Genomic DNA, 22677 nt, shown 5'->3' with positions numbered 1-22677 from the left:
ACCACGGACGATCACGACAGCCCTCGTCCACATCGGGGACGCAACCCGTGTGAACCGCTGGTCATCGGCCCGGTGGACCGGCGTAAGGCCCTTTCACGTGAGAATGAGCAAGCCAATACGCATAACAAACCAGCAGAGTACCCAAGCAGACCCGTATGGGTCAAAACGCGGTCCGCGATGCCGATTCTGCTGGCGTCGCGGCGCACTCCGGTTCGGTCCTGGGTGGGGACCCCGCAGTTGTTACGGGCTCCAGAGTAACCCGACCGGAGCGCAGTGCACGACGCCCCAGCAGGATCGCGAGCCCGCACAGCGTGGCGCAGTCCTTGAAGGCCCGCCGCTTGGCCTCCAGCTCGGAGGGCCACGGAATGCCCGCCACCTGGGGCCCCAGGGCCGCCCAGAACCAGGGCGAGCGGGGCATCGAGCCCGGGCGCACCGCCGAGGCCAGCAGCAGGGGCAGCACCACCAGCAGGTAGTGGTCGAAGGACGGCCGCGACACCAGGAATGCGGCGAGCATCACCATGCAGGCGGTCTCCACCAGCCGCAGCTCGCCCCCGTCGGCATCGTCCGTACGCCGCCACCGCACCCAGGCCGCCCACAGACCGGCCCCGGCCCCCGCGAAGGCGACCAGCACCGCCAGCGGCTCCGGCACCCCCAGCCGCGGCAGCACCGCGATCGGCGAGGCGTCCCACGGCAGGGCGTACGCATCCTGCCCCTGGAGCAGGAACGGCAGGGTCTTGGTGAAGAACAGCGTCGGGCTCGGCATCGCCAGCGCGCCGGCCAGTGAGAGCCCCAGCGGCACCAACACGGCCGCGGCCAGCCCCCGCCAGCGCCGGGCGATCAGGAAGAGCAGCCCGATCGGCACCAGCATCGGCTTGCACGCGATCGCCAGCCCGACCACCAGCCCGGCCGACCCCCACGACCGCCGGTGCGCGAGCAGCAGCGCCAGCGGCAGCGCGGCCGCCGAGATGGCGGTCCAGTTGCCGATCAGCACGAGGTTCACGTACGGCTTGTAGGCGAGGGCGAACACCGCGAAACCGCCGACCGCGAATCGCGAGCGCAGCGGCACCGAGAACATCCGCAGCGCCGCCAGCCAGCCGGCGCCCAGCAGTCCCGACATCCCGACGGGCAGGACCCACCGCAGGACCTCCCGCGGCAGCAGCGCCTCGGGAATCGCCATGAGCACGGCGCTCGGGAGGTAGAGGAAGCGCTTGTCCTCGTAAGGGGACCCGCCCGCCAGCAGCGTCTCGGCGGCCTTGACGACGAAGGCGTTGTCCGAGCCCCAGTTCGCCCGCAGGCTCGTGGAGACGGCGATCCCGAGGAGCACCGCGAGGGAGACGACCTGCCAGGAGCGGGACGCGGGCCGCAGCAGCCAGTCGACGAGCCGGCTGCCGGAAGCCGGGCCTCCGGGACGTCGGCCCCCTGCGGCCCCGCTCCCCACGGCCTGGTTTCCGGAGGTCCCGCCCCCGGCGCTCTCGTCCCCCGTGCTCGGGTTCTCCCACTTCATCAGCCAGATGCTAGGCCGCAGCCCCACGACGCCTGCCCCTCACTCGACCGAGGGGGTGACGGTTCTCCCCCTAGCGCTTGCGTTCGACTCTACGTTCGTCCCAGACGGGTTCCTGAGTCTCCCGCACAACACCGTCCGAACCGAAGACCAGGTAACGGTCAAATGTCCGCGCGAACCAGCGGTCGTGCGTGACGCACAGCACAGTGCCGTCGTAGGCCTCCAGGCCGTCCTGGAGGGCCTCCGCCGACTCCAGGTCCAGGTTGTCGGTCGGCTCGTCCAGCAGCAGCGCCGTCGTACCCGCCAGCTCCAGCAGCAGGATCTGGAAACGCGCCTGCTGGCCGCCCGAGAGCTTCTCGAAGGGCTGGTCACCCTGCCGCTCCAGCTCGTAGCGGCGCAGGGCGCCCATCGCCGCACCGAGTGGCTTGGCCGCCTCCGTCCACAAGATGTCGACGAGGGTACGGCCGAACAGCTCCGGGTGCGCGTGGGTCTGCGCGAAATGGCCGGGAACCACCCGCGCGCCCAGCTTCCACGTGCCGGTGTGCTTGACGTCCTCGCCCGCCAGCAGGCGCAGGAAGTGCGACTTCCCGGAGCCGTTGGAACCGAGCACCGCGACCCGTTCCCCGTAGAAGACCTCCAGGGAGAAGGGCTTCATCAGCCCGGTCAGCTCCAGGTTCTCCACGGTCAGCGCACGCACGCCGGTGCGCCCGCCCTTGAGCCGCATCCGGATGTCCTGCTCGCGCGGCGGCTCCGGCGGCGGGCCGGCCTCCTCGAACTTCTGGAATCGGGTCTGCATCGCCCGGTAGCGCGAGGCCATGTCGGGGCTGCTCGCGGCCTGGTTGCGCAGCCGCAGCACCAGGGCCCTCAGCCGGGCGTGCTCCTCGTCCCAGCGCCGCTTGAGCTCCTCGAAGCGCGCGAAGCGCTCCTTGCGGGCCTCGTGGTAGGTGCCGAAACCGGCGCCGTGCACCCAGACGTCCGAGCCCAGGGGGCTCGCCTCCAGGCTGATGATCTTCTCCGCTGCCTGGGTGAGCAGCTCCCGGTCGTGGCTCACGAACAGCACCGTCTTGCGCGTGGCCTTCAGCTGCTCCTCCAGCCACCGCTTGCCGGGGACGTCGAGGTAGTTGTCCGGCTCGTCGAGGAGCAGCACCTCGTCCGGCCCGCGCAGCAGCGCCTCCAGCACCAGCCGCTTCTGCTCACCGCCGGAGAGCGTGCGCACCTCGCGGAACTGTGCCGTGTCGTACGGGATCGCCAGCGCCGCCGTCGTGCAGACGTCCCAGAGGGTCTCCGCCTCGTAGCCCTGCACGTCGGCCCAGTCGCTGAGCGCCTGCGCGTACGCCATCTGAGCGGCCTCGTCGTCGACGGTGAGGATCAGCTCCTCGGCCCGGTCCACCGCCTTCGCGGCCTCCCGGATGCGCGGCTGCGCCACCGAGACCAGCAGGTCCCGGACGGTCGTCTCGTCCCGTACGGAGCCCACGAACTGTGACATCACCCCGAGCCCGCCGCTCACGACGACCCCGCCGCCGTGCGGCTGGAGGTCGCCGGAGATCAGCTTGAGCAGGGTGGTCTTGCCGGCCCCGTTCGCTCCCACCAGGGCGACCACCGACCCCTCCCCCACCCGGAAGGAGACGTCGGGGAGCAGGACCCGCCCGTCGGGAAGGTAGTACTCCAGGTGGCTGGCTTCGAGATGTCCCATGCCGCGCATTGTCCAGGCCCGGCCCGGATCCGCCCAAACGGATGAGGCCGTCTCTTACGGATCTCGCCTGACCCGCAAGATCCGGAAGGGACGGCCTAGCAGCAGCCGGCGCCCGGCAGGGTCCGCACGTTCCGCGCTTCCCTGCTGCGGGCGGCCAGCAGCTCGTCCGCCGGGTAGCCGACCTCCTCCAGGGTCAGCCCGTGCGGCTTGACCACGTGCACCGAGGAGTCCCGCACACCGGCGGCGAGCACCTTGCCCGGCCAGTCGACGGGCCGGTGCCCGTCCCCGACGTGCAGAAGGGCGCCCACCAGCGAGCGGACCATGTTGTGGCAGAACGCGTCGGCCCGGACGGTCGCGGTGACGATCCCGTCCTCGGCGCGCTCCCAGCTGAGCTGCTGCAGCGTACGGATGGTCGTCGCGCCCTCGCGCTTCTTGCAGTACGCCGCGAAGTCGTGCTCGCCGAGCAGCGGGGCGGCGGCCTCGTTCATGGCGTCCACGTCGAGCGGCCACTGGTGCCACAGCACGTGCCCGCGGCGCAGCGGGTCGACTCCGCCCTGGTGGTCGCCCACGCGGTAGGCGTAGCGCCGCCAGATGGCCGAGAAGCGCGCGTTGAAGCCCACGGGGGCCTCGGCCACCTTCCACACCCGTACATCGTGCGGCAGCCGGCCCGCGAGACGGCGCAGCAGCTTGTCGTGGTGCTCGGCCCACACCTCCTCGGCGAGGTCGAACTGCGCGACCTGCCCACGGGCGTGTACGCCCGCGTCGGTGCGTCCCGCCACGGTCAGCTCCACCGGCTCGGACAGCCGCATCACGGTCTGCAGGGCCGACTCCAGCTCGCCCTGCACGGTCCGCAGCACGCGCTGCTTCGCCCAGCCGGAGAAGTCCTTGCCGTCGTAGCTCAGGTCCAGCCGCACCCGGACGTGCCCGGGGTCCACCTCGTCACTCACGTGACAGATCCTCTCAGAGTCACCGAAATGCAGAACGGGCCCGCCCCGGGAAGGGGGCGGGCCCGTTCAGAGCCGATCAAGCAAGCGTGATCCCGGGGGATCAGGCCTCCTTGGTCTCCTCGGCGGGGGTCTCGGTGGCCTCGGCCTTGGCCTCCGCCTCCTTCACCGCGCGCTTGGTGGCGGCCTCGGCCTCACCAGTGGCCTGCTGGGCGACCGTGAGGGCCTCGACCAGCTCGATCACGGCCATCGGGGCGTTGTCGCCACGACGGTTGCCGATCTTGGTGATGCGCGTGTAACCACCGGGGCGGTTCTCGTAGCGCGGGGCGATCTCGGTGAACAGCGTGTGCACGATGCTCTTGTCCGTGATCGTCTGCAGCACCAGGCGACGGTTGTGGATGTCGCCCTTCTTGGCCTTGGTGACCAGACGCTCGGCGTAGGGACGCAGGCGACGGGCCTTGGCCTCGGTGGTGGTGATGCGGCCGTGCTCGAAGAGCGCCTTCGCGAGGTTCGCGAGGAGGTGCTTCTCGTGCGCGGCGCTGCCGCCCAGACGGGCACCCTTTGCGGGACGCGGCATGGTGATACTCCTTCATATCTGCACCGGCCGTGTCAGGTACCGGTGTCAGTTCCCCCGAGGCGGATGCCGCGGGAAAGTTCCATCAGGGCCCTGCCGGGCCCTGGCACATCAAACCCGGCCGGCGACCTCGGCCCAGGGCCTCAGCCGCCGGCGGCGGGGAGAATCAGTACTGCTCGGTCTCGACGAAACCGGCGTCCGCGTCGTCGTCGGCGCCGAAGGCGTCGGCGGCGGCGGTCGGGTCGAATCCGGGCGGGCTGTCCTTGAGGGCCAGGCCCATGCCGGCCAGCTTCGCCTTGACCTCGTCGATCGACTTCGCACCGAAGTTGCGGATGTCGAGCAGGTCCGCCTCGGAGCGGGCGACGAGCTCACCCACGGAGTGGATGCCCTCGCGCTTGAGGCAGTTGTACGACCGAACGGTGAGCTCGAGCTCCTCGATCGGCAGCGCCAGGTCGGCGGCCAGGGCGGCGTCCGTCGGGGACGGGCCCATGTCGATGCCCTCGGCGTCGATGTTGAGCTCGCGCGCCAGACCGAACAGCTCGACCAGGGTCTTGCCGGCGGACGCCATGGCGTCGCGCGGGCGCATGGCCTGCTTGGTCTCGACGTCGACGATCAGCTTGTCGAAGTCGGTGCGCTGCTCGACACGGGTCGCCTCGACCTTGTAGGTGACCTTGAGGACCGGGCTGTAGATGGAGTCGATCGGGATGCGACCGATCTCCTGGCCCAGCTGCTTGTTCTGGACGGCGGAGACGTAGCCGCGACCGCGCTCGACGGTCAGCTCCATCTCCAGCTTGCCCTTGCCGTTGAGCGTGGCGAGGACCAGGTCCGGGTTGTGCACCTCGACACCGGCCGGGGGCGCGATGTCGGCAGCGGTGACCAGGCCGGGACCCTGCTTGCGCAGGTACATCACGACCGGCTCGTCGTGCTCCGAGGAGACGACCAGCTGCTTGATGTTGAGGATGATGTCCGTGACGTCTTCCTTGACGCCCGGCACGGTGGTGAACTCGTGCAGGACGCCGTCGACGCGGATGCTGGTGACAGCGGCACCCGGGATCGAGGAGAGAAGCGTACGGCGCAGGGAGTTGCCGAGGGTGTAACCGAAGCCCGGCTCGAGCGGCTCGATCACGAACCGCGAGCGGTACTCGTCGACGACCTCTTCGGTCAGCGAAGGACGCTGAGCGATAAGCATGTCTGTGTTCCTTCATTCGTGGACGCCCACTATTTGACGCCCGACGGTGTGCAGCGGGGAGCTGCGGACTACAAGGGTACGGGCGGCACGTCCCCCGCGAGGGGTTCGTACCGCCCGGACACTTCAAGAACGCACGGGTGCGTCCGCTGCGTCAGACGCGGCGGCGCTTCGGCGGGCGGCAGCCGTTGTGCGGGGTGGGGGTGACGTCCTGGATCGAGCCGACCTCGAGGCCGGTGGCCTGCAGGGAGCGGATCGCGGTCTCGCGGCCGGAGCCCGGACCCTTCACGAAGACGTCAACCTTGCGCATGCCGTGCTCCTGCGCGCGGCGGGCGGCCGACTCGGCGGCCATCTGCGCGGCGAAGGGGGTGGACTTGCGCGAGCCCTTGAAGCCGACGTGACCGGCGGAGGCCCAGGAGATCACGTTGCCCGAGGGGTCGGTGATCGAAACGATGGTGTTGTTGAACGTGCTCTTGATGTGGGCGTGCCCGTGAGCGACGTTCTTCTTTTCCTTGCGGCGCACCTTCTTGGCAGCGCCCTGACGACCCTTGGGGGGCATCTAAATCTCCTACGGGAGGTGGTCGGTCCTACAGCGCAAGACCGCTGAACAGGACTACTTCTTGCCCGGCTTCTTCTTACCGGCGATCGCGCGACGCGGGCCCTTGCGGGTACGCGCGTTCGTGCTGGTGCGCTGACCGTGCACCGGGAGGCCACGACGGTGGCGAATACCCTGGTAGCACTGGATCTCGACCTTGCGACGGATGTCGGCCTGGATCTCGCGGCGGAGGTCACCCTCGGTACGGAGGTTGGCGTCCACGTACTCGCGGATCTTGACCAGGTCCTCTTCGGCCAGGTCACGAACGCGGGTGTTCGGGTTCACGCCGGTGGAGGCGAGGATCTCCTTGGACCGGGTGCGCCCGATACCGAAGACGTAGGTGAGTGCGATCTCCACACGCTTTTCGCGCGGGATGTCAACACCGGAAACGCGTGCCATTCAATGGCTCCTGTGTGTTCGGGGGTCTTCCGCAGAACCGACCCCGACCGCCGACCACCCCGAAGTGGGTGATGGTACGTCCGGGTCCCCGGCCCCCGCCGGAGGTACCGCCGGCCCCGTACAGGGCTGGGCGGGTTCTGCGTATGTACGTTTTCTTACGTCGCGCGAAGAACTGCGGAAGGCAGGTCGGTCGGCGTGCGTCAGCCCTGGCGCTGCTTGTGGCGCAGGTTGTCGCAGATGACCATGACCCGACCGTGACGGCGGATCACCTTGCACTTGTCGCAGATCTTCTTGACGCTCGGCTTGACCTTCATGTTGGTGAGGTTCTCCGGGTCAGTGCCACCACCCGCGCCGGGACAAGACGCCCAGGCGGGAGTGAAGACAAGATCTACTTGTATCGGTAGACGATCCGGCCACGCGTCAGGTCGTACGGAGACAGCTCCACGACGACCCGGTCATCAGGGAGGATGCGGATGTAGTGCATGCGCATCTTGCCGCTGATGTGCGCGAGGACTTTGTGACCGTTCTGGAGTTCCACCTTGAACATCGCGTTCGGGAGGGACTCGATCACGGTGCCCTCGATTTCGATGGCACCTTGCTTCTTGGCCACGCTTCGCCTTTCGAATCGGCTACCTTGATCGGCCTCGCGCGCCATGCAGGCATGGAAGTGCACGAGAGCCGACGAGTCAGTCTACGTCAGGGCACCCAGAAAGACGAATCCGGAAAGTTTGCCCATGAGTCTAGATCATTAACCGAGGGGGTCCGGGGCCGTGGTGACCCCGTACTCCGCCAGCTTCGCCTTACCGCAGTCCGGGCTGGTCAGGACGATCGGACCGGCCTCGGTCAGTGCGATGGAGTGCTCCCAGTGCGAGGACCAGGTGCCGTCCGTCGTGATGACCGTCCAGTCGTCCGCCAGTACCTCCGTCTGGGCGGTTCCCAGGGAGACCATCGGCTCGATCGCCAGGCAGACGCCCGGGACCAGCTTGATGCCCTTGCCCCGCTTGCGCGAGACGTAGTTCAGGAGGTGGGGGTCCATGTGCATCTCGGACCCGATGCCGTGGCCGCCGTAGTCCTCGATGATCCCGAACTTGCCGAGGCTGTGCTCACCGGTGGTGGGGCGGGGCTGGCGCTTGATGTACGTCTCGATCGCCTTCGAGATGTCCACGAGACGGTTGCCGAGCTTCATGGCGGCGATGCCGGCCCACATGGACTCCTCGGTCACCCGGGAGAGCTCCACGAGCTCAGGCGCGTGGCCGGTGCCCACGAAGGCGGTGTAGGCGGCGTCGCCGTGCCAGCCGTCCACGATCGCGCCGGCGTCGATCGAGATGATGTCGCCGTCCTTGAGGACGGTCTTGTCGTCCGGGATGCCGTGGACGACGACCTCGTTCACCGAGGTGCAGATCGTCGCGGGGAAGCCGCCGTAGCCGAGGAAGTTCGACTTGGCCCCGGCGTCCGCGATGACCTTGCGGGCCACCATGTCCAGATCCCGCGTCGTGGCGCCCGGCACGGCCGCCTCGCGGGTCGCCGCATGGATCGCGGCGACGACCAGCCCCGCCTCGCGCATCTTCGCGATCTGCTCGGGGGTCTTGATCTGGACCATGTGGAACAGCCTTCCGTTTTTTGCGGCTGAACCGCCGCCGCTCTCGCGGACGTGGTCGCTGTCCGCTGTGGTTGCTCAATTATCGGCTGATGTCGTGCCGCGGCGCGTCATACAGACGGCCGCGGTGCCCCGAGGGGACACCGCGGCCGTACCTGCACACCAAGGGGTGACTACTTCTTGAGGGCGTCCATCGCACGCTTGGTGACGTCCGCGACCTCACCGAGGGCCGGGATGGTCACCAGCAGGCCCTGGGCCTTGTAGTAGTCGATGATCGGCTCGGTCTGAGTGTGGTAGACCTCCAGCCGGTTGCGGACCGTGGCCTCGGAGTCGTCACCGCGCTGGTACAGCTCGCCGCCGCAGGTGTCGCACACGCCCTGGGCCTTCGGCGGGGCGTACGTCACGTGGAAGACGTGCGCGGAGTCGTTGCGGCAGATCCGGCGGCCGGCGATCCGCTTGACGACCTCGTCCTCCTCGACCTCCAGGTCGAGGACGGCGTCGAGCTTCATGCCCTCGGCCTGGAGCATCACGTCGAGCGCCTCGGCCTGCGAGACGTTGCGCGGGAACCCGTCGAGCAGGAAGCCGCCCACGGCGTCGGGCTGCTCCATCCGGTCCTTCGCCATGCCGATGGTCACCTCGTCGGGGACCAGGTCGCCGGCGTCCATGTACGCCTTCGCCTGCTTGCCCAGCTCGGTGCCCTGGCTGATGTTGGCCCGGAACAGGTCGCCCGTGGAGATGTGCGGGATCGACAGGTTCTTGGCAAGGAACGCGGCCTGCGTTCCCTTGCCCGCACCGGGCGGTCCGACGAGGACGATTCGCATCAGCGGAGGAACCCTTCGTAATTACGCTGCTGGAGCTGGCTCTCGATCTGCTTCACGGTTTCCAGACCCACACCCACGATGATCAGGATGCTCGTCCCGCCGAACGGGAAGTTCTGGTTCGCTCCGAAGCCGGCCAACGCCATCGTCGGCACAAGAGCGATGAGACCCAGGTACAGCGACCCCGGCCAGGTGATCCGGTTGAGTACGTAGCTCAGGTACTCGGCGGTGGGTCGACCGGCGCGGATACCCGGGATGAACCCACCATACTTCTTCATGTTGTCTGCAACTTCCTCGGGGTTGAACGAGATCGCCACGTAGAAGAACGCGAAGAAGACGATCAGGAGGAAGTACACCGCGATGTAGTACGGGTGGTCGCCCTTGACGAGGTGCTTCTGGATCCAGGTGGCCCAGCCCGCGGTGGAACCGCTGAACTGTACGACCAGCGCCGGGATGTAGAGCAGCGACGAGGCGAAGATGACGGGGATGATGCCCGCCTGGTTCACCTTGAGCGGGATGTAGGTCGAGGTACCACCGTAGGCGCGGCGGCCGATCATGCGCTTCGCGTACTGGACCGGGATCCGGCGCTGCGCCTGCTCGACGAAGACCACCAGACCGACCATCGCGAGACCGACGAGCATGACCACGCCGAACTCGACCCAGCCGTCCGCGATCTTGCCCTGCTCCTTGATGGCCCAGAGGGCGCCGATGAAGCCGGCGGCGATCGAGATGAACATGAGGATCGACATGCCGTTGCCGATGCCGCGGTCGGTGATGAGCTCACCGAGCCACATGACGACGCAGGTGCCGGCGGTCATGGTGATCACCATGACGACCGTGGTGAAGATCGACCGGTCGGGGACGATCTGGCTGGCGACCTGGCAGCCCTGGAACAGGGCACCAGTGCGGGCAGTGGCGACGAGGCCCGTGCCCTGCAGGATCGCGAGCGCGACCGTCAGATAGCGCGTGTACTGAGTGATCTTCGCCGTGCCGGACTGTCCCTCTTTTTTGAGGGTCTCCAGCTTCGGGATGACCACGGTCAGCAGCTGCAGAATGATGCTCGCCGTGATGTACGGCATGATGCCGAGCGCAAAGATCGTGATCTGCAGCAGCGCACCGCCGCTGAACATGTTGACGAGACCGAACAGCCCGTTGCTGCTGCCTGCCTGTTCAACACAGATCTGGACGTTCTTATAGCTCACGCCGGGAACCGGGATGTGGGACCCGAGCCGGAACAGCACGATGATGCCGAGCGTGAAGAGCAGCTTCTTGCGCAGGTCGGGCGTCTTGAACGCCCGGGCGAACGCGGTGAGCACGGTGCCTCCTGCGACCCCCGCGCTACTGCGTCAGAGGTGACGGTCTGAGGGATCGACGTATACGACAAAGCAAAGGTGCACGCCACCTTACCGGCGAGTGTGCCTTCCGTGGAACGACCAACCGGGGATGCCCCATATGTGAGGCATCCCCGGTCGGGTTTCGAGCTATTCAGCCACTGAAATCGTCTTAGACGAGCTCGGTGACAGTGCCGCCGGCAGCGGCAATCTTCTCCTTGGCGGAGGCGGAGACGGCGTCAACCGAAACCTGCAGCGCCACGGAGAGCTCGCCCTGGCCCAGGACCTTGACGAGGCTGTTCTTGCGAACCGCGCCCTTGGCGACCAGGTCGGCCACCGTGACTTCTCCACCCTCGGGGTAGAGAGCGCCGAGCTTGTCCAGGTTCACGACCTGGAACTCGGTGCGGAACGGGTTCTTGAAGCCCTTGAGCTTCGGCAGACGCATGTGGAGGGGCATCTGCCCACCCTCGAAGCGCTGCGGGATCTGGTAACGGGCCTTCTGGCCCTTCGTACCACGACCGGCCGTCTTACCCTTCGACGCCTCACCACGACCGACACGGGTCTTCGCGGTCTTGGCACCGGGGGCGGGACGGAGGTTGTGGGCCTTCAGCGGGCTGTTCTCAGCCATGTTAGTCAACCTCCTCAACCGTCACGAGGTGGCGGACGGTCTGCACCATTCCGCGGAACTCGGGGCGGTCCTCCTTGACGACCACGTCGTTCAGGCGCTTGAGCCCGAGCGAACGCAGAGTGTCACGGTGGTTCTGCTTGCTGCCGATGTACGACTTCGTCTGCGTGATCTTGAGGCGAGCCATTACGCAGCACCCGCCCCGGCACGTGCACGCAGCAGAGCCGCGGGGGCGACGTCCTCGAGGGGCAGACCACGGCGAGCCGCGATCTCCTCGGGACGCTGCAGGCCCTTGAGCGCTGCCACGGTCGCGTGCACGATGTTGATCGCGTTCGACGAACCGAGCGACTTCGACAGGATGTCGTGAACGCCGGCGCACTCCAGAACGGCGCGCACCGGGCCACCGGCGATAACACCGGTACCGGGGGAAGCCGGCTTCAGCAGCACGACGCCCGCGGCACGCTCGCCCGTGATCGGGTGAGGGATGGTGCCCTGGATGCGCGGAACCTTGAAGAAGTTCTTCTTCGCTTCCTCGACACCCTTGGCGATGGCCGCGGGAACTTCCTTGGCCTTGCCGTAACCGACACCTACAGTGCCGTCACCGTCGCCCACCACGACCAGCGCGGTGAAGCTGAAGCGGCGACCACCCTTGACAACCTTGGCGACGCGGTTGATCGCGACAACGCGCTCAACGTAAGCGGTCTTCTCGGCGGCAGGGCCACCGTCGCGACCCTTCCGGTCCCGCCGCTCGCCGCCACCGGCACCGCTTCCGCGGCGCTGGGGTCCAGCCATTGGATTACCTCTCTCTGTTACGTCCGTGAGTCCCGGAACCGGGGCTTAGAACTTCAGCCCGGCTTCGCGGGCGGCGTCAGCCAGAGCGGCAATGCGCCCGGCGTATCGGTTGCCACCGCGGTCGAACACGACGGTCTCGACACCCGCAGCCTTGGCACGCTCGGCGACGAGCGCGCCGACAGCCTGGGCCTGCGAGCTCTTGTCGCCTTCGCCACCGCGGATCGAAGCGTCCAGGGTCGACGCCGACGCCAGGGTGTGACCCTGGAGGTCGTCGATGACCTGAGCAACGATGTTGCGGTTGGAACGCGTCACGACGAGGCGCGGACGCTCCGCCGTACCCGAGACGTTCTTGCGGATGCGGATGTGGCGGCGAGCCTTGGCAGCGCGCTTGTACGCGTCGCCCTTGGCGATCTTCACACCGTATGCCATGGCTACTTACCAGCCTTTCCGACCTTGCGGCGGATGACTTCGCCGGCGTACTTGACACCCTTGGCCTTGTACGGGTCGGGCTTCCGCAGCTTGCGGATGTTGGCGGCGACCTCGCCGACCTTCTGCTTGTCGATGCCCTCGACGGTGAACTTGGTCGGCGACTCGACCTTGAAGGAGATGCCCTCGGGCGCCTCCACCAGGATCGGGTGGCTGTAACCCAGCTGGAACTCCAGGTCGGAGCCCTTCGCCAGGACACGGTAACCGACACCGCTGATCTCGAGAGCCTTGACGTATCCCGTGGTCACACCGGTGATCATGTTCGCCACCAGCGTGCGGGACAGGCCGTGCAGGGCCTTGTTCTGACGCTCGTCGTTGGGGCGGGTGACGTTCAGAACGCCGTCCTCACCCTTAACGACCGCGATGGGAGCCTTCACGGTGTGCGAGAGGGAACCCTTGGGGCCCTTCACCGCGACCGTGCTGCCATCGATGGTGACGTCCACACCGGCGGGAACCTGGATGGGGAGCTTGCCGATTCGCGACATTGCTTTTCCTCCGTTCCCGACTACCAGACGTAGGCGAGGACTTCCCCACCTACGCCCTTCTTGCCTGCCTGCTGACCGGTCAGGAGACCGTGGGACGTGGAGATGATCGCCACGCCCAGGCCGCCGAGGACCTTCGGCAGGTTGGTGGACTTCGCGTACACGCGCAGACCGGGCTTCGAGATCCGCTTGATGCCCGCGATGGAGCGCTCACGGTTCGGCCCGAACTTCAGCTCGAGGACGAGGTTCTTGCCGACCTCGGCGTCCTCGACCTTCCAGCCGGTGATGAAACCCTCCTGCTTGAGGATCTCTGCGATGTGCGACTTGATCTTGCTGTGCGGCATCACGACGGTGTCGTGGTACGCCGAGTTAGCGTTACGCAGACGCGTGAGCATGTCTGCGATCGGGTCAGTCATGGTCATGAAGTGGCCTTCGGCCTCTCTCGCCGGGGTTTCCTGTATGCGCCATCCCTCTCCCCACTCAGTGGCGGGACGGGTGCGGTGCGGGGACCTACGGCGTAGTAAGTCGTTATGGGCGGCGGACGCCCAACCACACAAGCCTAAGGCATGTGCGGCCGGGCACCCACCGTCCAGATGCTTACCGAGAGTCTCTGGTACTTCCCAAGTCCTTACGGACGGAAGGGAATTACCAGGAGCTCTTGGTCACGCCCGGCAGCTCGCCACGGTGAGCCATCTCACGAAGGCAGACGCGGCACAGGCCGAACTTGCGGTACACGGAGTGGGGGCGACCGCAGCGCTGGCAGCGGGTGTACGCACGCACACCGAACTTGGGCTTGCGGGCAGCCTTCGCGATGAGAGCCTTCTTCGCCATCTCGCTTACGCCTCCTTGAAGGGGAAGCCGAGGTGACGAAGGAGGGCACGGCCCTCGTCGTCGTTGGTCGCCGTGGTGACCACGGTGATGTCCATACCCCGGGTACGGTCGATCTTGTCCTGGTCGATCTCGTGGAACATGACCTGCTCCGTGAGACCGAAGGTGTAGTTGCCACGGCCGTCGAACTGCTTCGGCGACAGACCACGGAAGTCACGGATACGCGGCAGCGCGAGCGACAGCGTACGGTCCAGGAACTCCCACATGCGGTCACCACGGAGGGTGACGTGGCAGCCGATCGGCTGACCCTCGCGCAGCTTGAACTGCGCGATGGACTTCCGGGCCTTCGTGACGGCCGGCTTCTGACCGGTGATCGTCGTCAGGTCCTTGATGGCGCCGTCGATCAGCTTGGAGTCGCGGGCGGCGTCGCCCACACCCATGTTGACCACGATCTTCACGAGGCCGGGGATCTGCATGACGTTCTCGTAGGAGAACTCCTCACGCAGCTTGCCCGCGATGTCCTCGCGGTACTTCGTCTTGAGACGCGGAGTGGTAGCCATCAGATGTCCTCACCCGTCCGCTTGGCAACGCGGATCTTGTTGCCCTCGTCGTCGAAGCGGAAACCGACGCGGGTAACGACCTTCTGGCCGTCCTTCTCCACAACCAGCTGAACGTTGCTGACGTGGATCGGCGCCTCGGTGATCACGATGCCACCGGTCTGCGAGCCACCAGCGGTCTGGCCGGCCTTGGTGTGCTTCTTGACCCGGTTGACACCCTCGACGAGGACGCGGTTCTCAGCGGGGAAGGCGACGATGACCTTGCCCTGCTTGCCCTTGTCCTTACCGGTGATGACCTGAACCAGGTCGCCCTTCTTGATCTTCATGCTTACAGCACCTCCGGCGCGAGCGAGATGATCTTCATGAACTTCTTCTCGCGCAGCTCACGGCCCACCGGGCCGAAGATACGGGTGCCGCGAGGGTCGCCGTCGTTCTTCAGAATGACGGCGGCGTTCTCGTCAAAGCGGATGTACGAGCCGTCCTGGCGGCGGCGCTCCTTCACGGTGCGAACGATGACCGCCTTGACGACGTCACCCTTCTTCACGTTGCCACCGGGGATCGCGTCCTTGACGGTGGCGACGATGACGTCACCGATGCCCGCGTAGCGGCGACCGGAACCACCGAGAACACGGATGCAAAGGATCTCCTTTGCACCAGTGTTGTCGGCGATACGCAGTCGCGACTCCTGCTGGATCACGTGTATCTCCTGTTTGTCTGCCGGTTCCCGGCGGGGGCTTCGCTACTGGAGCGGAGCCCCCACCGAGCCTGGCGGAACGAACCTGAGGGAAACCCCTCAGGTGCTTACTTGGCCTTCTCGAGGATCTCGACGATGCGCCAGCGCTTGCTCGCCGACAGCGGACGCGTCTCCATGATGAGGACGCGGTCGCCGACGCCGGCAGCGTTCTGCTCGTCGTGCGCCTTGAGCTTGTTCGTACGGCGGATGACCTTGCCGTACAGGGCGTGCTTCACGCGGTCCTCGACGGCGACGACGACGGTCTTGTCCATCTTGTCGCTGACGACCAGACCCTCACGGGTCTTGCGGAAACCGCGCTCGGTCTTCTCAGTCACGTTGTTCTCGCTCATCAGGCGCTCTCCACCGTCTCGATACCGAGCTCACGCTCGTGCATCAGGGTGTAGATGCGAGCGATGTCCTTACGGACGGACTTGAGCCGGCCGTTGTTCTCCAGCTGACCCGTGGCCGCCTGGAAGCGGAGCTTGAACAGCTCCTCCTTGGCCTCGCGCAGCTTGCCAACGAGCTCCTCGTTGCCGAGCTCACGCAGCTCGGACGCCTTGGTTCCCGTCGCCATCACGACTCACCTGCCTCGCGCCGAACAATCCGGCACTTCATCGGAAGCTTGTGAGCAGCGCGGGTGAGCGCCTCACGAGCAATCTTCTCGTTCGGGTAGGACAGCTCGAACATGACCCGGCCCGGGTGCACGTTGGCGATCCACCACTCGGGAGAACCCTTACCGGAACCCATGCGGGTCTCAGCAGGCTTCTTCGTCAGCGGGCGGTCCGGGTAGATGTTGATCCAGACCTTGCCGCCACGCTTGATGTGGCGGGTCATCGCAATACGAGCCGCCTCGATCTGGCGGTTCGTCACGTACGCCGGGGTCAGCGCCTGGATGCCGTACTCGCCGAACGTGACCTCAGTACCGCCCTTCGCCATACCACTGCGCTTGGGGTGGTGCTGCTTGCGGTGCTTGACCCTACGAGGGATCAGCATGTCGGTCAGGCCTCCGTTCCGGTGCTCTCGGCCGGAGCGGCGGCGGGAGCGTCGGCCTTGGGGGCCTCGGCACCAGCAGCCTGCTGCGGCTTGCGGCCACCACGGCCGCCGCGCTCGCCACCACGGCCACCACGGCCGGCGGGACGGTCGCCAGCGCCCTGCGCGCCGCGGGCCGGGCGGTTACCCGCACGGGCTGCAGCGTTCTCGGCGCGAACCTCGGCGATGTTCTTGACGTCGCCCTTGTAGATCCAGACCTTCACACCGATACGGCCGAAGGTGGTCTTGGCCTCGAAGAAGCCGTAGTCCACGTTCGCGCGCAGCGTGTGCAGCGGCACACGACCCTCGCGGTAGAACTCGGAGCGGGACATCTCGGCGCCGCCGAGACGGCCGCCACACTGGATCTTGATGCCCTTGGCGCCGGCCTTCATCGTGCCCTGCATGCTCTTACGCATGGCGCGACGGAAGGAGACGCGGGAGGAGAGCTGCTCGGCAACGGCCTGGGCAACCAGCTGAGCGTCAAGCTCGGGGTTCTTGACCTCGAGGATGTTCAGCTGGACCTGCTTGCCCGTGAGCTTCTCGAGGTCACCGCGGATGCGGTCGGCCTCGGCGCCACGGCGGCCGATGACGATGCCCGGACGTGCGGTGTGGATGTCCACACGCACGCGGTCACGGGTGCGCTCGATCTCAACCTTCGAGATGCCGGCGCGCTCCATGCCGGACGTCATCATCCGACGGATGGCGACGTCTTCCTTGACGTAGTCCTTGTACAGCTTGTCGGCGTACCAACGCGACTTGAAGTCGGTGGTGATGCCGAGCCGGAACCCGTGCGGGTTTACCTTCTGGCCCATTACCGGGAACCTTCCTTGCTGCTGACGACCACGGTGATGTGGCTGGTCCGCTTGCGGATCCGGTAGGCACGGCCCTGCGCACGCGGACGGAACCGCTTCAGGGTCGGGCCCTCGTCCACGAACGCCTCGCTGATGAACAGCGAAGTGGCGTCCGGGTGGTTGTAGTTGTGTGCGGCGTTGGCGATGGCGCTGTCAAGCACCTTGCCAACCGGCACGCTCGCGGCCTGCGGGGCGAAACGCAGGACCGCCTGAGCCTCCGTGGCATCCATGCCACGGATAAGGTCCACCACTCGGCGGGCCTTCATGGGCGTGACGCGGATGTACCGCGCCTGGGCCCTGGCTTCCATGGTTGTCCCTTCGGTGTAAGTCATAGTCGTAACCACCCCGCCTTTAGCGGCGCTTCGACTTCCGGTCGTCCTTGACGTGGCCGCGGAAGGTGCGAGTCGGCGAGAACTCGCCGAGCTTGTGGCCGACCATCGACTCGGTGACGAACACCGGGACGTGGGTCTTGCCGTTGTGCACCGCGATGGTGTGACCCAGCATGCTGGGGATGATCATCGAGCGACGGGACCAGGTCTTGATGACGTTCTTGGTGCCGGCTTCGTTCTGGACGTCCACCTTCTTTACGAGGTGGTCGTCGACGAAGGGCCCCTTCTTGAGACTGCGCGGCATCTAAACCCGCTCCTAGCGCTTCTTGTTCGTCTTGCGGCGGCGGACGATGTACTTGCTCGAAGCCTTCTTCGGCGAGCGAGTACGACCCTCCTTCTGACCCCACGGGGAGACCGGGTGGCGACCACCACTGGTCTTGCCCTCACCACCACCGTGCGGGTGGTCAACCGGGTTCATCGCGACACCGCGGACGGACGGGCGAACGCCCTTCCAGCGCATGCGGCCGGCCTTGCCCCAGTTGATGTTCGACTGCTCGGCGTTGCCGACCTCGCCGACCGTGGCGCGGCAGCGCGCGTCGACGAGACGGATCTCACCGGACGGCATACGAAGGTGGGCCATCGTGCCCTCCTTCGCCAGCAGCTGCACGGAGGCACCAGCGGAGCGGGCGAACTTCGCGCCGCCACCGGGACGGAGCTCGATCGCGTGGATCGTGGTACCGACCGGGATGTTGCGGAGCGCGAGGTTGTTGCCGGGCTTGATGTCGGCCGTGGGGCCGTTCTCAATCCGGTCACCCTGCTTGAGAGCCTTCGGCGCGATGATGTAGCGCTTCTCGCCGTCGGCGTAGTGCAGCAGCGCGATGCGCGCGGTGCGGTTGGGGTCGTACTCGATGTGCGCGACCTTGGCCGGCACGCCGTCCTTGTCGTGACGACGGAAGTCGATCACACGGTAGGCGCGCTTGTGTCCACCACCCTGGTGGCGAACGGTGATCCGGCCGGTGTTGTTACGGCCGCCCTTGCTGTGCAGAGGGCGAACCAGCGACTTCTCCGGCGTGGACCGCGTGATCTCGACAAAGTCGGCGACGCTGGAGCCACGACGGCCCGGGGTCGTCGGCTTGTACTTGCGGATACCCATTTCTCAGTCCTCGTCCGATTCCGGACGACTAGACCTCCGTTAGGAGGCCTGGCCGCCGAAGATGTCGATACGGTTGCCCTCGGCAAGGGTCACGATGGCGCGCTTGGTGTTGGCACGCTTGCCGAAACCGGTCTTGGTGCGCTTGCGCTTACCCTGACGGTTGATCGTGTTGACCCCGGTGACCTTGACCGAGAAGACCGCTTCCACGGCCTGCTTGATCTGGGTCTTGTTGGCGCCGGGCGCGACGATGAACGTGTACTTGTTCTCGTCCAGCAGCGCGTAGCTCTTCTCCGAGACAACCGGCTTGATCAGCAGGTCGCGCGGGTCAGTGAAGGTCTTGCTGGTAACGGTCGCCTCAGACATCAGGCGTCGCTCCCTTCGGTCTCATCGGCCTTGGGGCCAGACACGAAGGACTCGAAAGCGGCCTGAGTGAAGACCACGTCGTCAGAGACGATCACGTCGTACGTGTTCAGCTGGCCCGGCTCCAGGATGTGAACCTGGGGCAGGTTGCGGGCGGACAGCCACGCGGCCTCGTCGGCGCGCTCGACGACCAGGAGCAGGTTCTTGCGCTCCGAGATCTTGCCGAACAGCGTCTTGGCGGCCTTCGTGGAGGCGGAACCCTCGACCACGCCGGTGACGACGTGGATGCGGGAGTGACGCGCACGGTCCGAGAGGGCACCGCGGAGGGCGGCGGCCTTCATCTTCTTGGGGGTCCGCTGGGAGTAGTCACGCGGCTGCGGGCCGTGGACAACGCCACCGCCGACGAACTGCGGCGCACGGGTCGAACCCTGGCGCGCGCGGCCGGTGCCCTTCTGGCGGTACGGCTTGCGGCCACCACCACGGACTTCGCCACGACGCTTGGTCTTGTGCGTGCCCTGACGGGCAGCAGCCAGCTGAGCGACAACGACCTGGTGGATCAGCGGAACGCTGGTCTTCGCGTCGAAGATCTCCGCGGGGAGCTCGACGGTACCGGCCTTGTCGCCTGCCGGCGAAAGGATGTCAATGGTGCTCATTACCTCAAGCCCCCTTGGCCGCGGTACGGACCAGGACGAGGCCGCCGTTCGGACCGGGGACCGCACCCTTGATGAGGAGCAGACCCTTCTCCGCGTCAACCGCGTGGATGGTCAGGTTCTGGGTGGTGACACGCTCGTTGCCCATACGACCAGCCATGCGCATGCCCTTGAAGACACGCCCAGGGGTGGCGCAGCCACCGATCGAACCGGGGGAGCGGTGCTTGCGCTGCACACCGTGACCGGCGCCGAGGCCCCGGAAGTTGTGCCGCTTCATGACACCGGCGAAGCCCTTGCCCTTGCTGTTGCCCGTGACGTCGACCTTGACGCCGGACTCGAACACCTCAGCAGTGATCTCCTGGCCGAGCGTGTACTCGCTGGCGTCGGAGGTGCGGAGCTCCACCAGGTGGCGGCGCGGGGTCACGTCGGCCTTGGCGAAGTGGCCCTTGAGGGGCTTGTTCACCTTGCGCGGGTCGATCTCGCCGAAGGCGATCTGGACCGACTCGTAGCCGTCGATGTCGTTCGTACGGACCTGGGTAACGACGCAGGGTCCGGCCTTGACCACGGTCACCGGGACGACACGGTTGTTCTCGTCCCAGACCTGGGTCATGCCGAGCTTCTCGCCCAGGACGCCCTTGATCTGCTTTGCCATCTTCTCGACGCCTCTCAGAGCTTGATCTCGATGTCAACGCCGGCCGGAAGGTCCAGGCGCATCAGCGAGTCAACGGTCTTGGGGGTCGGGTCGAGGATGTCGATCAGGCGCTTGTGCGTGCGCATCTCGAAGTGCTCGCGCGAGTCCTTGTACTTGTGCGGCGACTTGATGACGCAGTACACGTTCTTCTCAGTGGGCAGCGGCACCGGGCCCGCGACCGACGCACCAGTGCGCGTCACCGTCTCGACGATCTTCTTCGCCGAGGAATCGATGACCTCGTGGTCGTAGGCCTTGAGCCGGATGCGGATCTTCTGTCCCGCCATGGCTACTCCGTAGTCCTGTCTGTATGTGGAAACGCTCTGGCTCCCGGTCGGCTGCGGAACGGATCCCGCTGCCTCTCCTCCGACCCACGCGGTCGGGCGTGTCGCACTCCCTCTACAGAAAATTCCCATACGGAAATTCCCTCGTCCAAGGGGGTGCGGTCCCTGTGACCGCGATTCGGGGGAGAAACACCCACCGAGTGCCTGGTGGGCACCGTGCTGACGCTTCCCAGAAGATTCCCGTACGTCCGTTCCCATTGCTGCCCCGAGAGGCAGATTAAGAACGACGAGTACTGTGGGACTCGCTTCCGGTCCTCCCGGCGGGAGGCGCGCAGCATCGGCACTCAGCCGAGCAACTTGAGTAGTCTGCCATACGAGGCACGTACCTGGCTAATCGGGCCGAAGAGAATACCCCGCCACGCTCCGTGGTCAAACCAGAGCACGCACTTCGCCCGGCGGGGCGTCTCCCCCGTCCCATCAGGTCCGCGAGACCGTCCCGCAGCCCTCCTCCTCGGCCTGTTCCAGGCCCTGGCTGCGGTCGTACGGGTCCCTGGGCGGCCCGGACGGCGGAGGGCCGTCGGCGGCCGGAGCGTCCCGGAACACCGGGTGCACGTACCCGTCGTAGACGAAGCACTCCGAGTTAGCGATGTCGTACCGGTACGGCCCGACCTGGATCATCCCCGCCTGGACCCGCCATTTGCGGGGATCGGCGAAGGTGAACTCCATCTGCCTGCGCACGATCGTGCGGCTGACCTCCTCGGCCCCGCTCTTCGCCTGGACCAGCGGGTAGACGAAGGTGTAGTCGACCAGGACGTCGACCTGACCCGGGCTCTCGCCGGCCTCGACCGTCATCCGGCCGCGCACCTTCACCACGTCGCCCGCGAGGCGCACCTGAGCGGGGTTGGCACGGGTGAACACCTGCAGCGGGTCCGCTTCGCGGCCCGGGTGGTCCAGGGCTCCCTCCAGCCGGTCCAGCATCGGCCGCTGACCGGGGTCGATCATCTCCAGTGCGGCGGTGGGGCGCTCCCCGCGCAGCGTCGCCGGGTCCAGATTGGCCAGCACCAGGAACTGCTTCGTCCGCTCAAGCCCCTGCGCGACCAGCTCCCGGCTGACCCCGTTGACCGCGGTCGCCTCGGGCAGCTCGATACCGGCGGCGCCGTCGGCCCACTGGAGGGCCGGGGAGCCGCGGAAGGGTTCCTGCAGGGTCGGCTGGTCCGGCGGCGCCGACGGCGGCGGTGTGGTGGGGCGCTCGGACTCTGCGGGCAGCGGACCCTTCCCGGCCTCCTGCCGCGCCTCGGTTTCGCCGGTGAGCCGGTCGATCACCAGCTCGGGCCGTACGGCGATCAGCGCGAGCCCGGCGATGAGGACGACGGCCAGGACGGCCTTGAGCCGCCCCGGGCGCCGGCGCTCCCGCCAGGCGGGGCCGGTCCGCCAGCCCGGCGGCTCCTGGCCCTGTGTGGCACGCAGCCGCTCGGTCACCATCCGTGCCCGCGCGGAGGGCTCCTTCGGCGCGTCCCCCGGCCCCTGGACGGCCTGCTCCAGGAACCGGGCCCACTCCTCGTCGGAGACGCCCGGTCTGTCGTCGTCGTTCTTCCCCATGTCCCTGTCTTCCGTTCCCTGCCCCCACATGCGTGAGGGGCCCCGCACCTTCTGGTGCGGAGCCCCTCACCTGCGGAAAGACGTGTTCACGCCACTAGCTGAAGTACCCCGTGATGTCCGCGATGAGATCCACGGAACCCGAGTTGTTGTAGAAGCTGACCTTCCCGTCCACGACCGGGACGACCACCAGGTTGGGGATCGTGAGACCGGCGGTGAAGTTCAGGTTCGACGCGCTCGTGCGCGTCGTCCCGCTCGGGAAGACCGACACGAAGCTCGCCTCGGTCGGGTTCGTCGCCGTCACGTTCAGCACCACGGCCTTGACGCCGGTCGCCGGGATGCCGCCGACGCCCGCCACGGGCAGCGTGACCACGCCGCCCCCGGTGACCGGGCCCTTGCGGACACCGAGGCCCTCACGGGTGTCCATCAGACGCTGCGGACCGAAGTTCGCGTGCAGGGCGCCCGCGTCGCTGTCGGAGAAGTAGCCCGTGATGTCCGCTATCAGGTCGACGGTGCCCTGGTTGTTGAAGAAGCTGACCTTCCCGTCCACGACCGGGACGACCACCAGGTTGGGGATCGTCTGGCCGGGGGTGAAG

General features: G+C 67.0%; 34 protein-coding genes and 1 pseudogene. All 35 read right to left on the bottom strand.

What is annotated here, in order from left to right; translation table 11 throughout:
- Positions 1–160 precede the first annotated feature (160 nt).
- Positions 161–1504 (bottom strand): glycosyltransferase family 87 protein, encoded by a 1344-nt coding sequence (locus ACWGIF_RS05560; RefSeq protein ID WP_453491403.1) that lies wholly within the window; start codon positions 1502–1504, stop codon positions 161–163.
- 70 nt (positions 1505–1574) lie between these two features.
- Entirely contained in the window at positions 1575–3194 is a 1620-nt protein-coding gene (locus ACWGIF_RS05555; protein ID WP_453491400.1) for an ATP-binding cassette domain-containing protein, read from the bottom strand.
- A gap of 95 nt (positions 3195–3289) precedes the next feature.
- Positions 3290–4141, bottom strand: a complete 852-nt coding sequence (truA, locus tag ACWGIF_RS05550; RefSeq protein WP_453491397.1) for a tRNA pseudouridine(38-40) synthase TruA — start codon at positions 4139–4141, stop codon at positions 3290–3292.
- A 100-nt stretch (positions 4142–4241) separates the two neighbouring features.
- The gene (rplQ, locus tag ACWGIF_RS05545; protein WP_319733898.1) at positions 4242–4715 is read right to left on the bottom strand and encodes a 50S ribosomal protein L17; all 474 of its coding nucleotides are present in this window, start codon (positions 4713–4715) and stop codon (positions 4242–4244) included.
- Positions 4716–4878: 163 nt separating this feature from the next.
- Positions 4879–5901 carry a DNA-directed RNA polymerase subunit alpha gene (locus tag ACWGIF_RS05540; RefSeq protein WP_008739666.1) on the bottom strand — a complete coding sequence of 341 codons (1023 nt, stop codon included), beginning with the start codon at positions 5899–5901 and terminating at the stop codon, positions 4879–4881.
- A 151-nt stretch (positions 5902–6052) separates the two neighbouring features.
- Complete coding sequence (rpsK, locus tag ACWGIF_RS05535) at positions 6053–6457, bottom strand: 30S ribosomal protein S11 (protein WP_003956432.1); 405 nt, start codon at positions 6455–6457, stop codon at positions 6053–6055.
- Between the two features lie 54 nt (positions 6458–6511).
- A complete protein-coding gene (gene rpsM, locus ACWGIF_RS05530) occupies positions 6512–6892 on the bottom strand; it encodes a 30S ribosomal protein S13 (RefSeq protein WP_030710357.1) in 381 nt (126 codons plus the stop codon).
- Positions 6893–7092: 200 nt separating this feature from the next.
- Positions 7093–7206 (bottom strand): 50S ribosomal protein L36, encoded by a 114-nt coding sequence (gene rpmJ, locus ACWGIF_RS05525; RefSeq protein ID WP_003956441.1) that lies wholly within the window; start codon positions 7204–7206, stop codon positions 7093–7095.
- A 74-nt stretch (positions 7207–7280) separates the two neighbouring features.
- Entirely contained in the window at positions 7281–7502 is a 222-nt protein-coding gene (gene infA, locus ACWGIF_RS05520; RefSeq protein ID WP_003956442.1) for a translation initiation factor IF-1, read from the bottom strand.
- Positions 7503–7640: 138 nt separating this feature from the next.
- Positions 7641–8492 carry a type I methionyl aminopeptidase gene (map, locus tag ACWGIF_RS05515; RefSeq protein ID WP_326588504.1) on the bottom strand — a complete coding sequence of 284 codons (852 nt, stop codon included), beginning with the start codon at positions 8490–8492 and terminating at the stop codon, positions 7641–7643.
- Between the two features lie 170 nt (positions 8493–8662).
- Positions 8663–9310 carry an adenylate kinase gene (locus tag ACWGIF_RS05510; RefSeq protein ID WP_453491392.1) on the bottom strand — a complete coding sequence of 216 codons (648 nt, stop codon included), beginning with the start codon at positions 9308–9310 and terminating at the stop codon, positions 8663–8665.
- Positions 9310–10623, bottom strand: a complete 1314-nt coding sequence (gene secY / locus ACWGIF_RS05505) for a preprotein translocase subunit SecY (RefSeq protein WP_453491389.1) — start codon at positions 10621–10623, stop codon at positions 9310–9312. The genes ACWGIF_RS05510 and secY overlap by 1 nt, the downstream gene beginning before the upstream one ends.
- Before the next feature lie 187 nt (positions 10624–10810).
- On the bottom strand, positions 10811–11266 hold the full coding sequence (gene rplO, locus ACWGIF_RS05500) for a 50S ribosomal protein L15 (RefSeq protein WP_008739693.1): 456 nt from the start codon (positions 11264–11266) through the stop codon (positions 10811–10813).
- Position 11267: 1 nt separating this feature from the next.
- Positions 11268–11450, bottom strand: coding sequence for a 50S ribosomal protein L30 (rpmD, locus tag ACWGIF_RS05495; RefSeq protein WP_053682614.1), 183 nt, complete (start codon positions 11448–11450; stop codon positions 11268–11270).
- Positions 11450–12055 carry a 30S ribosomal protein S5 gene (rpsE, locus tag ACWGIF_RS05490; protein ID WP_030298218.1) on the bottom strand — a complete coding sequence of 202 codons (606 nt, stop codon included), beginning with the start codon at positions 12053–12055 and terminating at the stop codon, positions 11450–11452. Before rpsE ends, rpmD begins: the two co-directional genes overlap by 1 nt.
- Before the next feature lie 45 nt (positions 12056–12100).
- Positions 12101–12484 carry a 50S ribosomal protein L18 gene (rplR, locus tag ACWGIF_RS05485; RefSeq protein ID WP_030008471.1) on the bottom strand — a complete coding sequence of 128 codons (384 nt, stop codon included), beginning with the start codon at positions 12482–12484 and terminating at the stop codon, positions 12101–12103.
- Between the two features lie 2 nt (positions 12485–12486).
- Complete coding sequence (gene rplF, locus ACWGIF_RS05480; protein WP_189733357.1) at positions 12487–13026, bottom strand: 50S ribosomal protein L6; 540 nt, start codon at positions 13024–13026, stop codon at positions 12487–12489.
- Between the two features lie 20 nt (positions 13027–13046).
- Positions 13047–13445: a 30S ribosomal protein S8 gene (gene rpsH / locus ACWGIF_RS05475; RefSeq protein WP_007265911.1), complete on the bottom strand. Its 399-nt coding sequence runs from the start codon at positions 13443–13445 to the stop codon at positions 13047–13049.
- A 223-nt stretch (positions 13446–13668) separates the two neighbouring features.
- Positions 13669–13854 carry a type Z 30S ribosomal protein S14 gene (locus tag ACWGIF_RS05470; protein ID WP_003956452.1) on the bottom strand — a complete coding sequence of 62 codons (186 nt, stop codon included), beginning with the start codon at positions 13852–13854 and terminating at the stop codon, positions 13669–13671.
- 5 nt (positions 13855–13859) lie between these two features.
- Positions 13860–14411, bottom strand: coding sequence for a 50S ribosomal protein L5 (rplE, locus tag ACWGIF_RS05465; RefSeq protein WP_030388859.1), 552 nt, complete (start codon positions 14409–14411; stop codon positions 13860–13862).
- A complete protein-coding gene (gene rplX / locus ACWGIF_RS05460) occupies positions 14411–14734 on the bottom strand; it encodes a 50S ribosomal protein L24 (RefSeq protein ID WP_073912889.1) in 324 nt (107 codons plus the stop codon). Before rplX ends, rplE begins: the two co-directional genes overlap by 1 nt.
- A 2-nt stretch (positions 14735–14736) precedes the next feature.
- The gene (rplN, locus tag ACWGIF_RS05455; RefSeq protein ID WP_008739701.1) at positions 14737–15105 is read right to left on the bottom strand and encodes a 50S ribosomal protein L14; all 369 of its coding nucleotides are present in this window, start codon (positions 15103–15105) and stop codon (positions 14737–14739) included.
- A gap of 104 nt (positions 15106–15209) precedes the next feature.
- The gene (gene rpsQ / locus ACWGIF_RS05450; RefSeq protein ID WP_030008467.1) at positions 15210–15491 is read right to left on the bottom strand and encodes a 30S ribosomal protein S17; all 282 of its coding nucleotides are present in this window, start codon (positions 15489–15491) and stop codon (positions 15210–15212) included.
- Positions 15491–15715, bottom strand: a complete 225-nt coding sequence (rpmC, locus tag ACWGIF_RS05445; RefSeq protein ID WP_008739703.1) for a 50S ribosomal protein L29 — start codon at positions 15713–15715, stop codon at positions 15491–15493. The genes rpsQ and rpmC overlap by 1 nt, the downstream gene beginning before the upstream one ends.
- A complete protein-coding gene (gene rplP / locus ACWGIF_RS05440; RefSeq protein ID WP_008739704.1) occupies positions 15715–16134 on the bottom strand; it encodes a 50S ribosomal protein L16 in 420 nt (139 codons plus the stop codon). The genes rpmC and rplP overlap by 1 nt, the downstream gene beginning before the upstream one ends.
- A gap of 5 nt (positions 16135–16139) precedes the next feature.
- Positions 16140–16982: a 30S ribosomal protein S3 gene (gene rpsC, locus ACWGIF_RS05435; protein WP_008739710.1), complete on the bottom strand. Its 843-nt coding sequence runs from the start codon at positions 16980–16982 to the stop codon at positions 16140–16142.
- Entirely contained in the window at positions 16982–17329 is a 348-nt protein-coding gene (gene rplV / locus ACWGIF_RS05430) for a 50S ribosomal protein L22 (RefSeq protein WP_266938741.1), read from the bottom strand. Before rplV ends, rpsC begins: the two co-directional genes overlap by 1 nt.
- 43 nt (positions 17330–17372) lie before the next feature.
- Entirely contained in the window at positions 17373–17654 is a 282-nt protein-coding gene (rpsS, locus tag ACWGIF_RS05425; protein ID WP_008739713.1) for a 30S ribosomal protein S19, read from the bottom strand.
- A gap of 12 nt (positions 17655–17666) precedes the next feature.
- Positions 17667–18503: a 50S ribosomal protein L2 gene (rplB, locus tag ACWGIF_RS05420; RefSeq protein WP_008739715.1), complete on the bottom strand. Its 837-nt coding sequence runs from the start codon at positions 18501–18503 to the stop codon at positions 17667–17669.
- A gap of 39 nt (positions 18504–18542) precedes the next feature.
- Positions 18543–18866: a 50S ribosomal protein L23 gene (gene rplW, locus ACWGIF_RS05415; protein ID WP_007265901.1), complete on the bottom strand. Its 324-nt coding sequence runs from the start codon at positions 18864–18866 to the stop codon at positions 18543–18545.
- Entirely contained in the window at positions 18866–19516 is a 651-nt protein-coding gene (gene rplD, locus ACWGIF_RS05410; protein WP_030710344.1) for a 50S ribosomal protein L4, read from the bottom strand. The genes rplW and rplD overlap by 1 nt, the downstream gene beginning before the upstream one ends.
- A gap of 4 nt (positions 19517–19520) precedes the next feature.
- Positions 19521–20165, bottom strand: a complete 645-nt coding sequence (gene rplC, locus ACWGIF_RS05405) for a 50S ribosomal protein L3 (protein ID WP_007265899.1) — start codon at positions 20163–20165, stop codon at positions 19521–19523.
- Positions 20166–20179: 14 nt separating this feature from the next.
- Complete coding sequence (gene rpsJ, locus ACWGIF_RS05400; RefSeq protein ID WP_003948644.1) at positions 20180–20488, bottom strand: 30S ribosomal protein S10; 309 nt, start codon at positions 20486–20488, stop codon at positions 20180–20182.
- Between the two features lie 474 nt (positions 20489–20962).
- Positions 20963–22084 carry a hypothetical protein gene (locus tag ACWGIF_RS05395; RefSeq protein ID WP_453491385.1) on the bottom strand — a complete coding sequence of 374 codons (1122 nt, stop codon included), beginning with the start codon at positions 22082–22084 and terminating at the stop codon, positions 20963–20965.
- Positions 22085–22178: 94 nt separating this feature from the next.
- Positions 22179–22677: pseudogene (locus tag ACWGIF_RS05390) on the bottom strand (hypothetical protein); the annotation flags it as partial.

Source organism: Streptomyces sp. NPDC054849 (assembly GCF_053610945.1).
The sequence above is the reverse complement of the archived record's forward strand: the minus strand, read 5'-3'. Positions and strand labels throughout refer to the sequence as shown.

Bases quoted from the DNA above. Each gene is read 5' to 3' on its own strand.
- ACWGIF_RS05560 (WP_453491403.1), bottom strand. From the start codon at position 1,504: ATGAAGTGGGAGAACCCGAGCACGGGGGACGAGAGCGCCGGGGGCGGG.
- ACWGIF_RS05555 (WP_453491400.1), bottom strand. From the start codon at position 3,194: ATGGGACATCTCGAAGCCAGCCACCTGGAGTACTACCTTCCCGACGGG.
- rplQ (WP_319733898.1), bottom strand. From the start codon at position 4,715: ATGCCGCGTCCCGCAAAGGGTGCCCGTCTGGGCGGCAGCGCCGCGCAC.
- ACWGIF_RS05540 (WP_008739666.1), bottom strand. From the start codon at position 5,901: ATGCTTATCGCTCAGCGTCCTTCGCTGACCGAAGAGGTCGTCGACGAG.
- rpsK (WP_003956432.1), bottom strand. From the start codon at position 6,457: ATGCCCCCCAAGGGTCGTCAGGGCGCTGCCAAGAAGGTGCGCCGCAAG.
- rpsM (WP_030710357.1), bottom strand. From the start codon at position 6,892: ATGGCACGCGTTTCCGGTGTTGACATCCCGCGCGAAAAGCGTGTGGAG.
- rpmJ (WP_003956441.1), bottom strand. From the start codon at position 7,206: ATGAAGGTCAAGCCGAGCGTCAAGAAGATCTGCGACAAGTGCAAGGTG.
- map (WP_326588504.1), bottom strand. From the start codon at position 8,492: ATGGTCCAGATCAAGACCCCCGAGCAGATCGCGAAGATGCGCGAGGCG.
- ACWGIF_RS05510 (WP_453491392.1), bottom strand. From the start codon at position 9,310: ATGCGAATCGTCCTCGTCGGACCGCCCGGTGCGGGCAAGGGAACGCAG.
- rplO (WP_008739693.1), bottom strand. From the start codon at position 11,266: ATGGCTGAGAACAGCCCGCTGAAGGCCCACAACCTCCGTCCCGCCCCC.
- rpmD (WP_053682614.1), bottom strand. From the start codon at position 11,450: ATGGCTCGCCTCAAGATCACGCAGACGAAGTCGTACATCGGCAGCAAG.
- rpsE (WP_030298218.1), bottom strand. From the start codon at position 12,055: ATGGCTGGACCCCAGCGCCGCGGAAGCGGTGCCGGTGGCGGCGAGCGG.
- rplR (WP_030008471.1), bottom strand. From the start codon at position 12,484: ATGGCATACGGTGTGAAGATCGCCAAGGGCGACGCGTACAAGCGCGCT.
- rplF (WP_189733357.1), bottom strand. From the start codon at position 13,026: ATGTCGCGAATCGGCAAGCTCCCCATCCAGGTTCCCGCCGGTGTGGAC.
- rpsH (WP_007265911.1), bottom strand. From the start codon at position 13,445: ATGACCATGACTGACCCGATCGCAGACATGCTCACGCGTCTGCGTAAC.
- ACWGIF_RS05470 (WP_003956452.1), bottom strand. From the start codon at position 13,854: ATGGCGAAGAAGGCTCTCATCGCGAAGGCTGCCCGCAAGCCCAAGTTC.
- rplE (WP_030388859.1), bottom strand. From the start codon at position 14,411: ATGGCTACCACTCCGCGTCTCAAGACGAAGTACCGCGAGGACATCGCG.
- rplX (WP_073912889.1), bottom strand. From the start codon at position 14,734: ATGAAGATCAAGAAGGGCGACCTGGTTCAGGTCATCACCGGTAAGGAC.
- rpsQ (WP_030008467.1), bottom strand. From the start codon at position 15,491: ATGAGCGAGAACAACGTGACTGAGAAGACCGAGCGCGGTTTCCGCAAG.
- rpmC (WP_008739703.1), bottom strand. From the start codon at position 15,715: ATGGCGACGGGAACCAAGGCGTCCGAGCTGCGTGAGCTCGGCAACGAG.
- rplP (WP_008739704.1), bottom strand. From the start codon at position 16,134: ATGCTGATCCCTCGTAGGGTCAAGCACCGCAAGCAGCACCACCCCAAG.
- rpsC (WP_008739710.1), bottom strand. From the start codon at position 16,982: ATGGGCCAGAAGGTAAACCCGCACGGGTTCCGGCTCGGCATCACCACC.
- rplV (WP_266938741.1), bottom strand. From the start codon at position 17,329: ATGGAAGCCAGGGCCCAGGCGCGGTACATCCGCGTCACGCCCATGAAG.
- rpsS (WP_008739713.1), bottom strand. From the start codon at position 17,654: ATGCCGCGCAGTCTCAAGAAGGGGCCCTTCGTCGACGACCACCTCGTA.
- rplB (WP_008739715.1), bottom strand. From the start codon at position 18,503: ATGGGTATCCGCAAGTACAAGCCGACGACCCCGGGCCGTCGTGGCTCC.
- rplW (WP_007265901.1), bottom strand. From the start codon at position 18,866: ATGTCTGAGGCGACCGTTACCAGCAAGACCTTCACTGACCCGCGCGAC.
- rplD (WP_030710344.1), bottom strand. From the start codon at position 19,516: ATGAGCACCATTGACATCCTTTCGCCGGCAGGCGACAAGGCCGGTACC.
- rplC (WP_007265899.1), bottom strand. From the start codon at position 20,165: ATGGCAAAGCAGATCAAGGGCGTCCTGGGCGAGAAGCTCGGCATGACC.
- rpsJ (WP_003948644.1), bottom strand. From the start codon at position 20,488: ATGGCGGGACAGAAGATCCGCATCCGGCTCAAGGCCTACGACCACGAG.
- ACWGIF_RS05395 (WP_453491385.1), bottom strand. From the start codon at position 22,084: ATGGGGAAGAACGACGACGACAGACCGGGCGTCTCCGACGAGGAGTGG.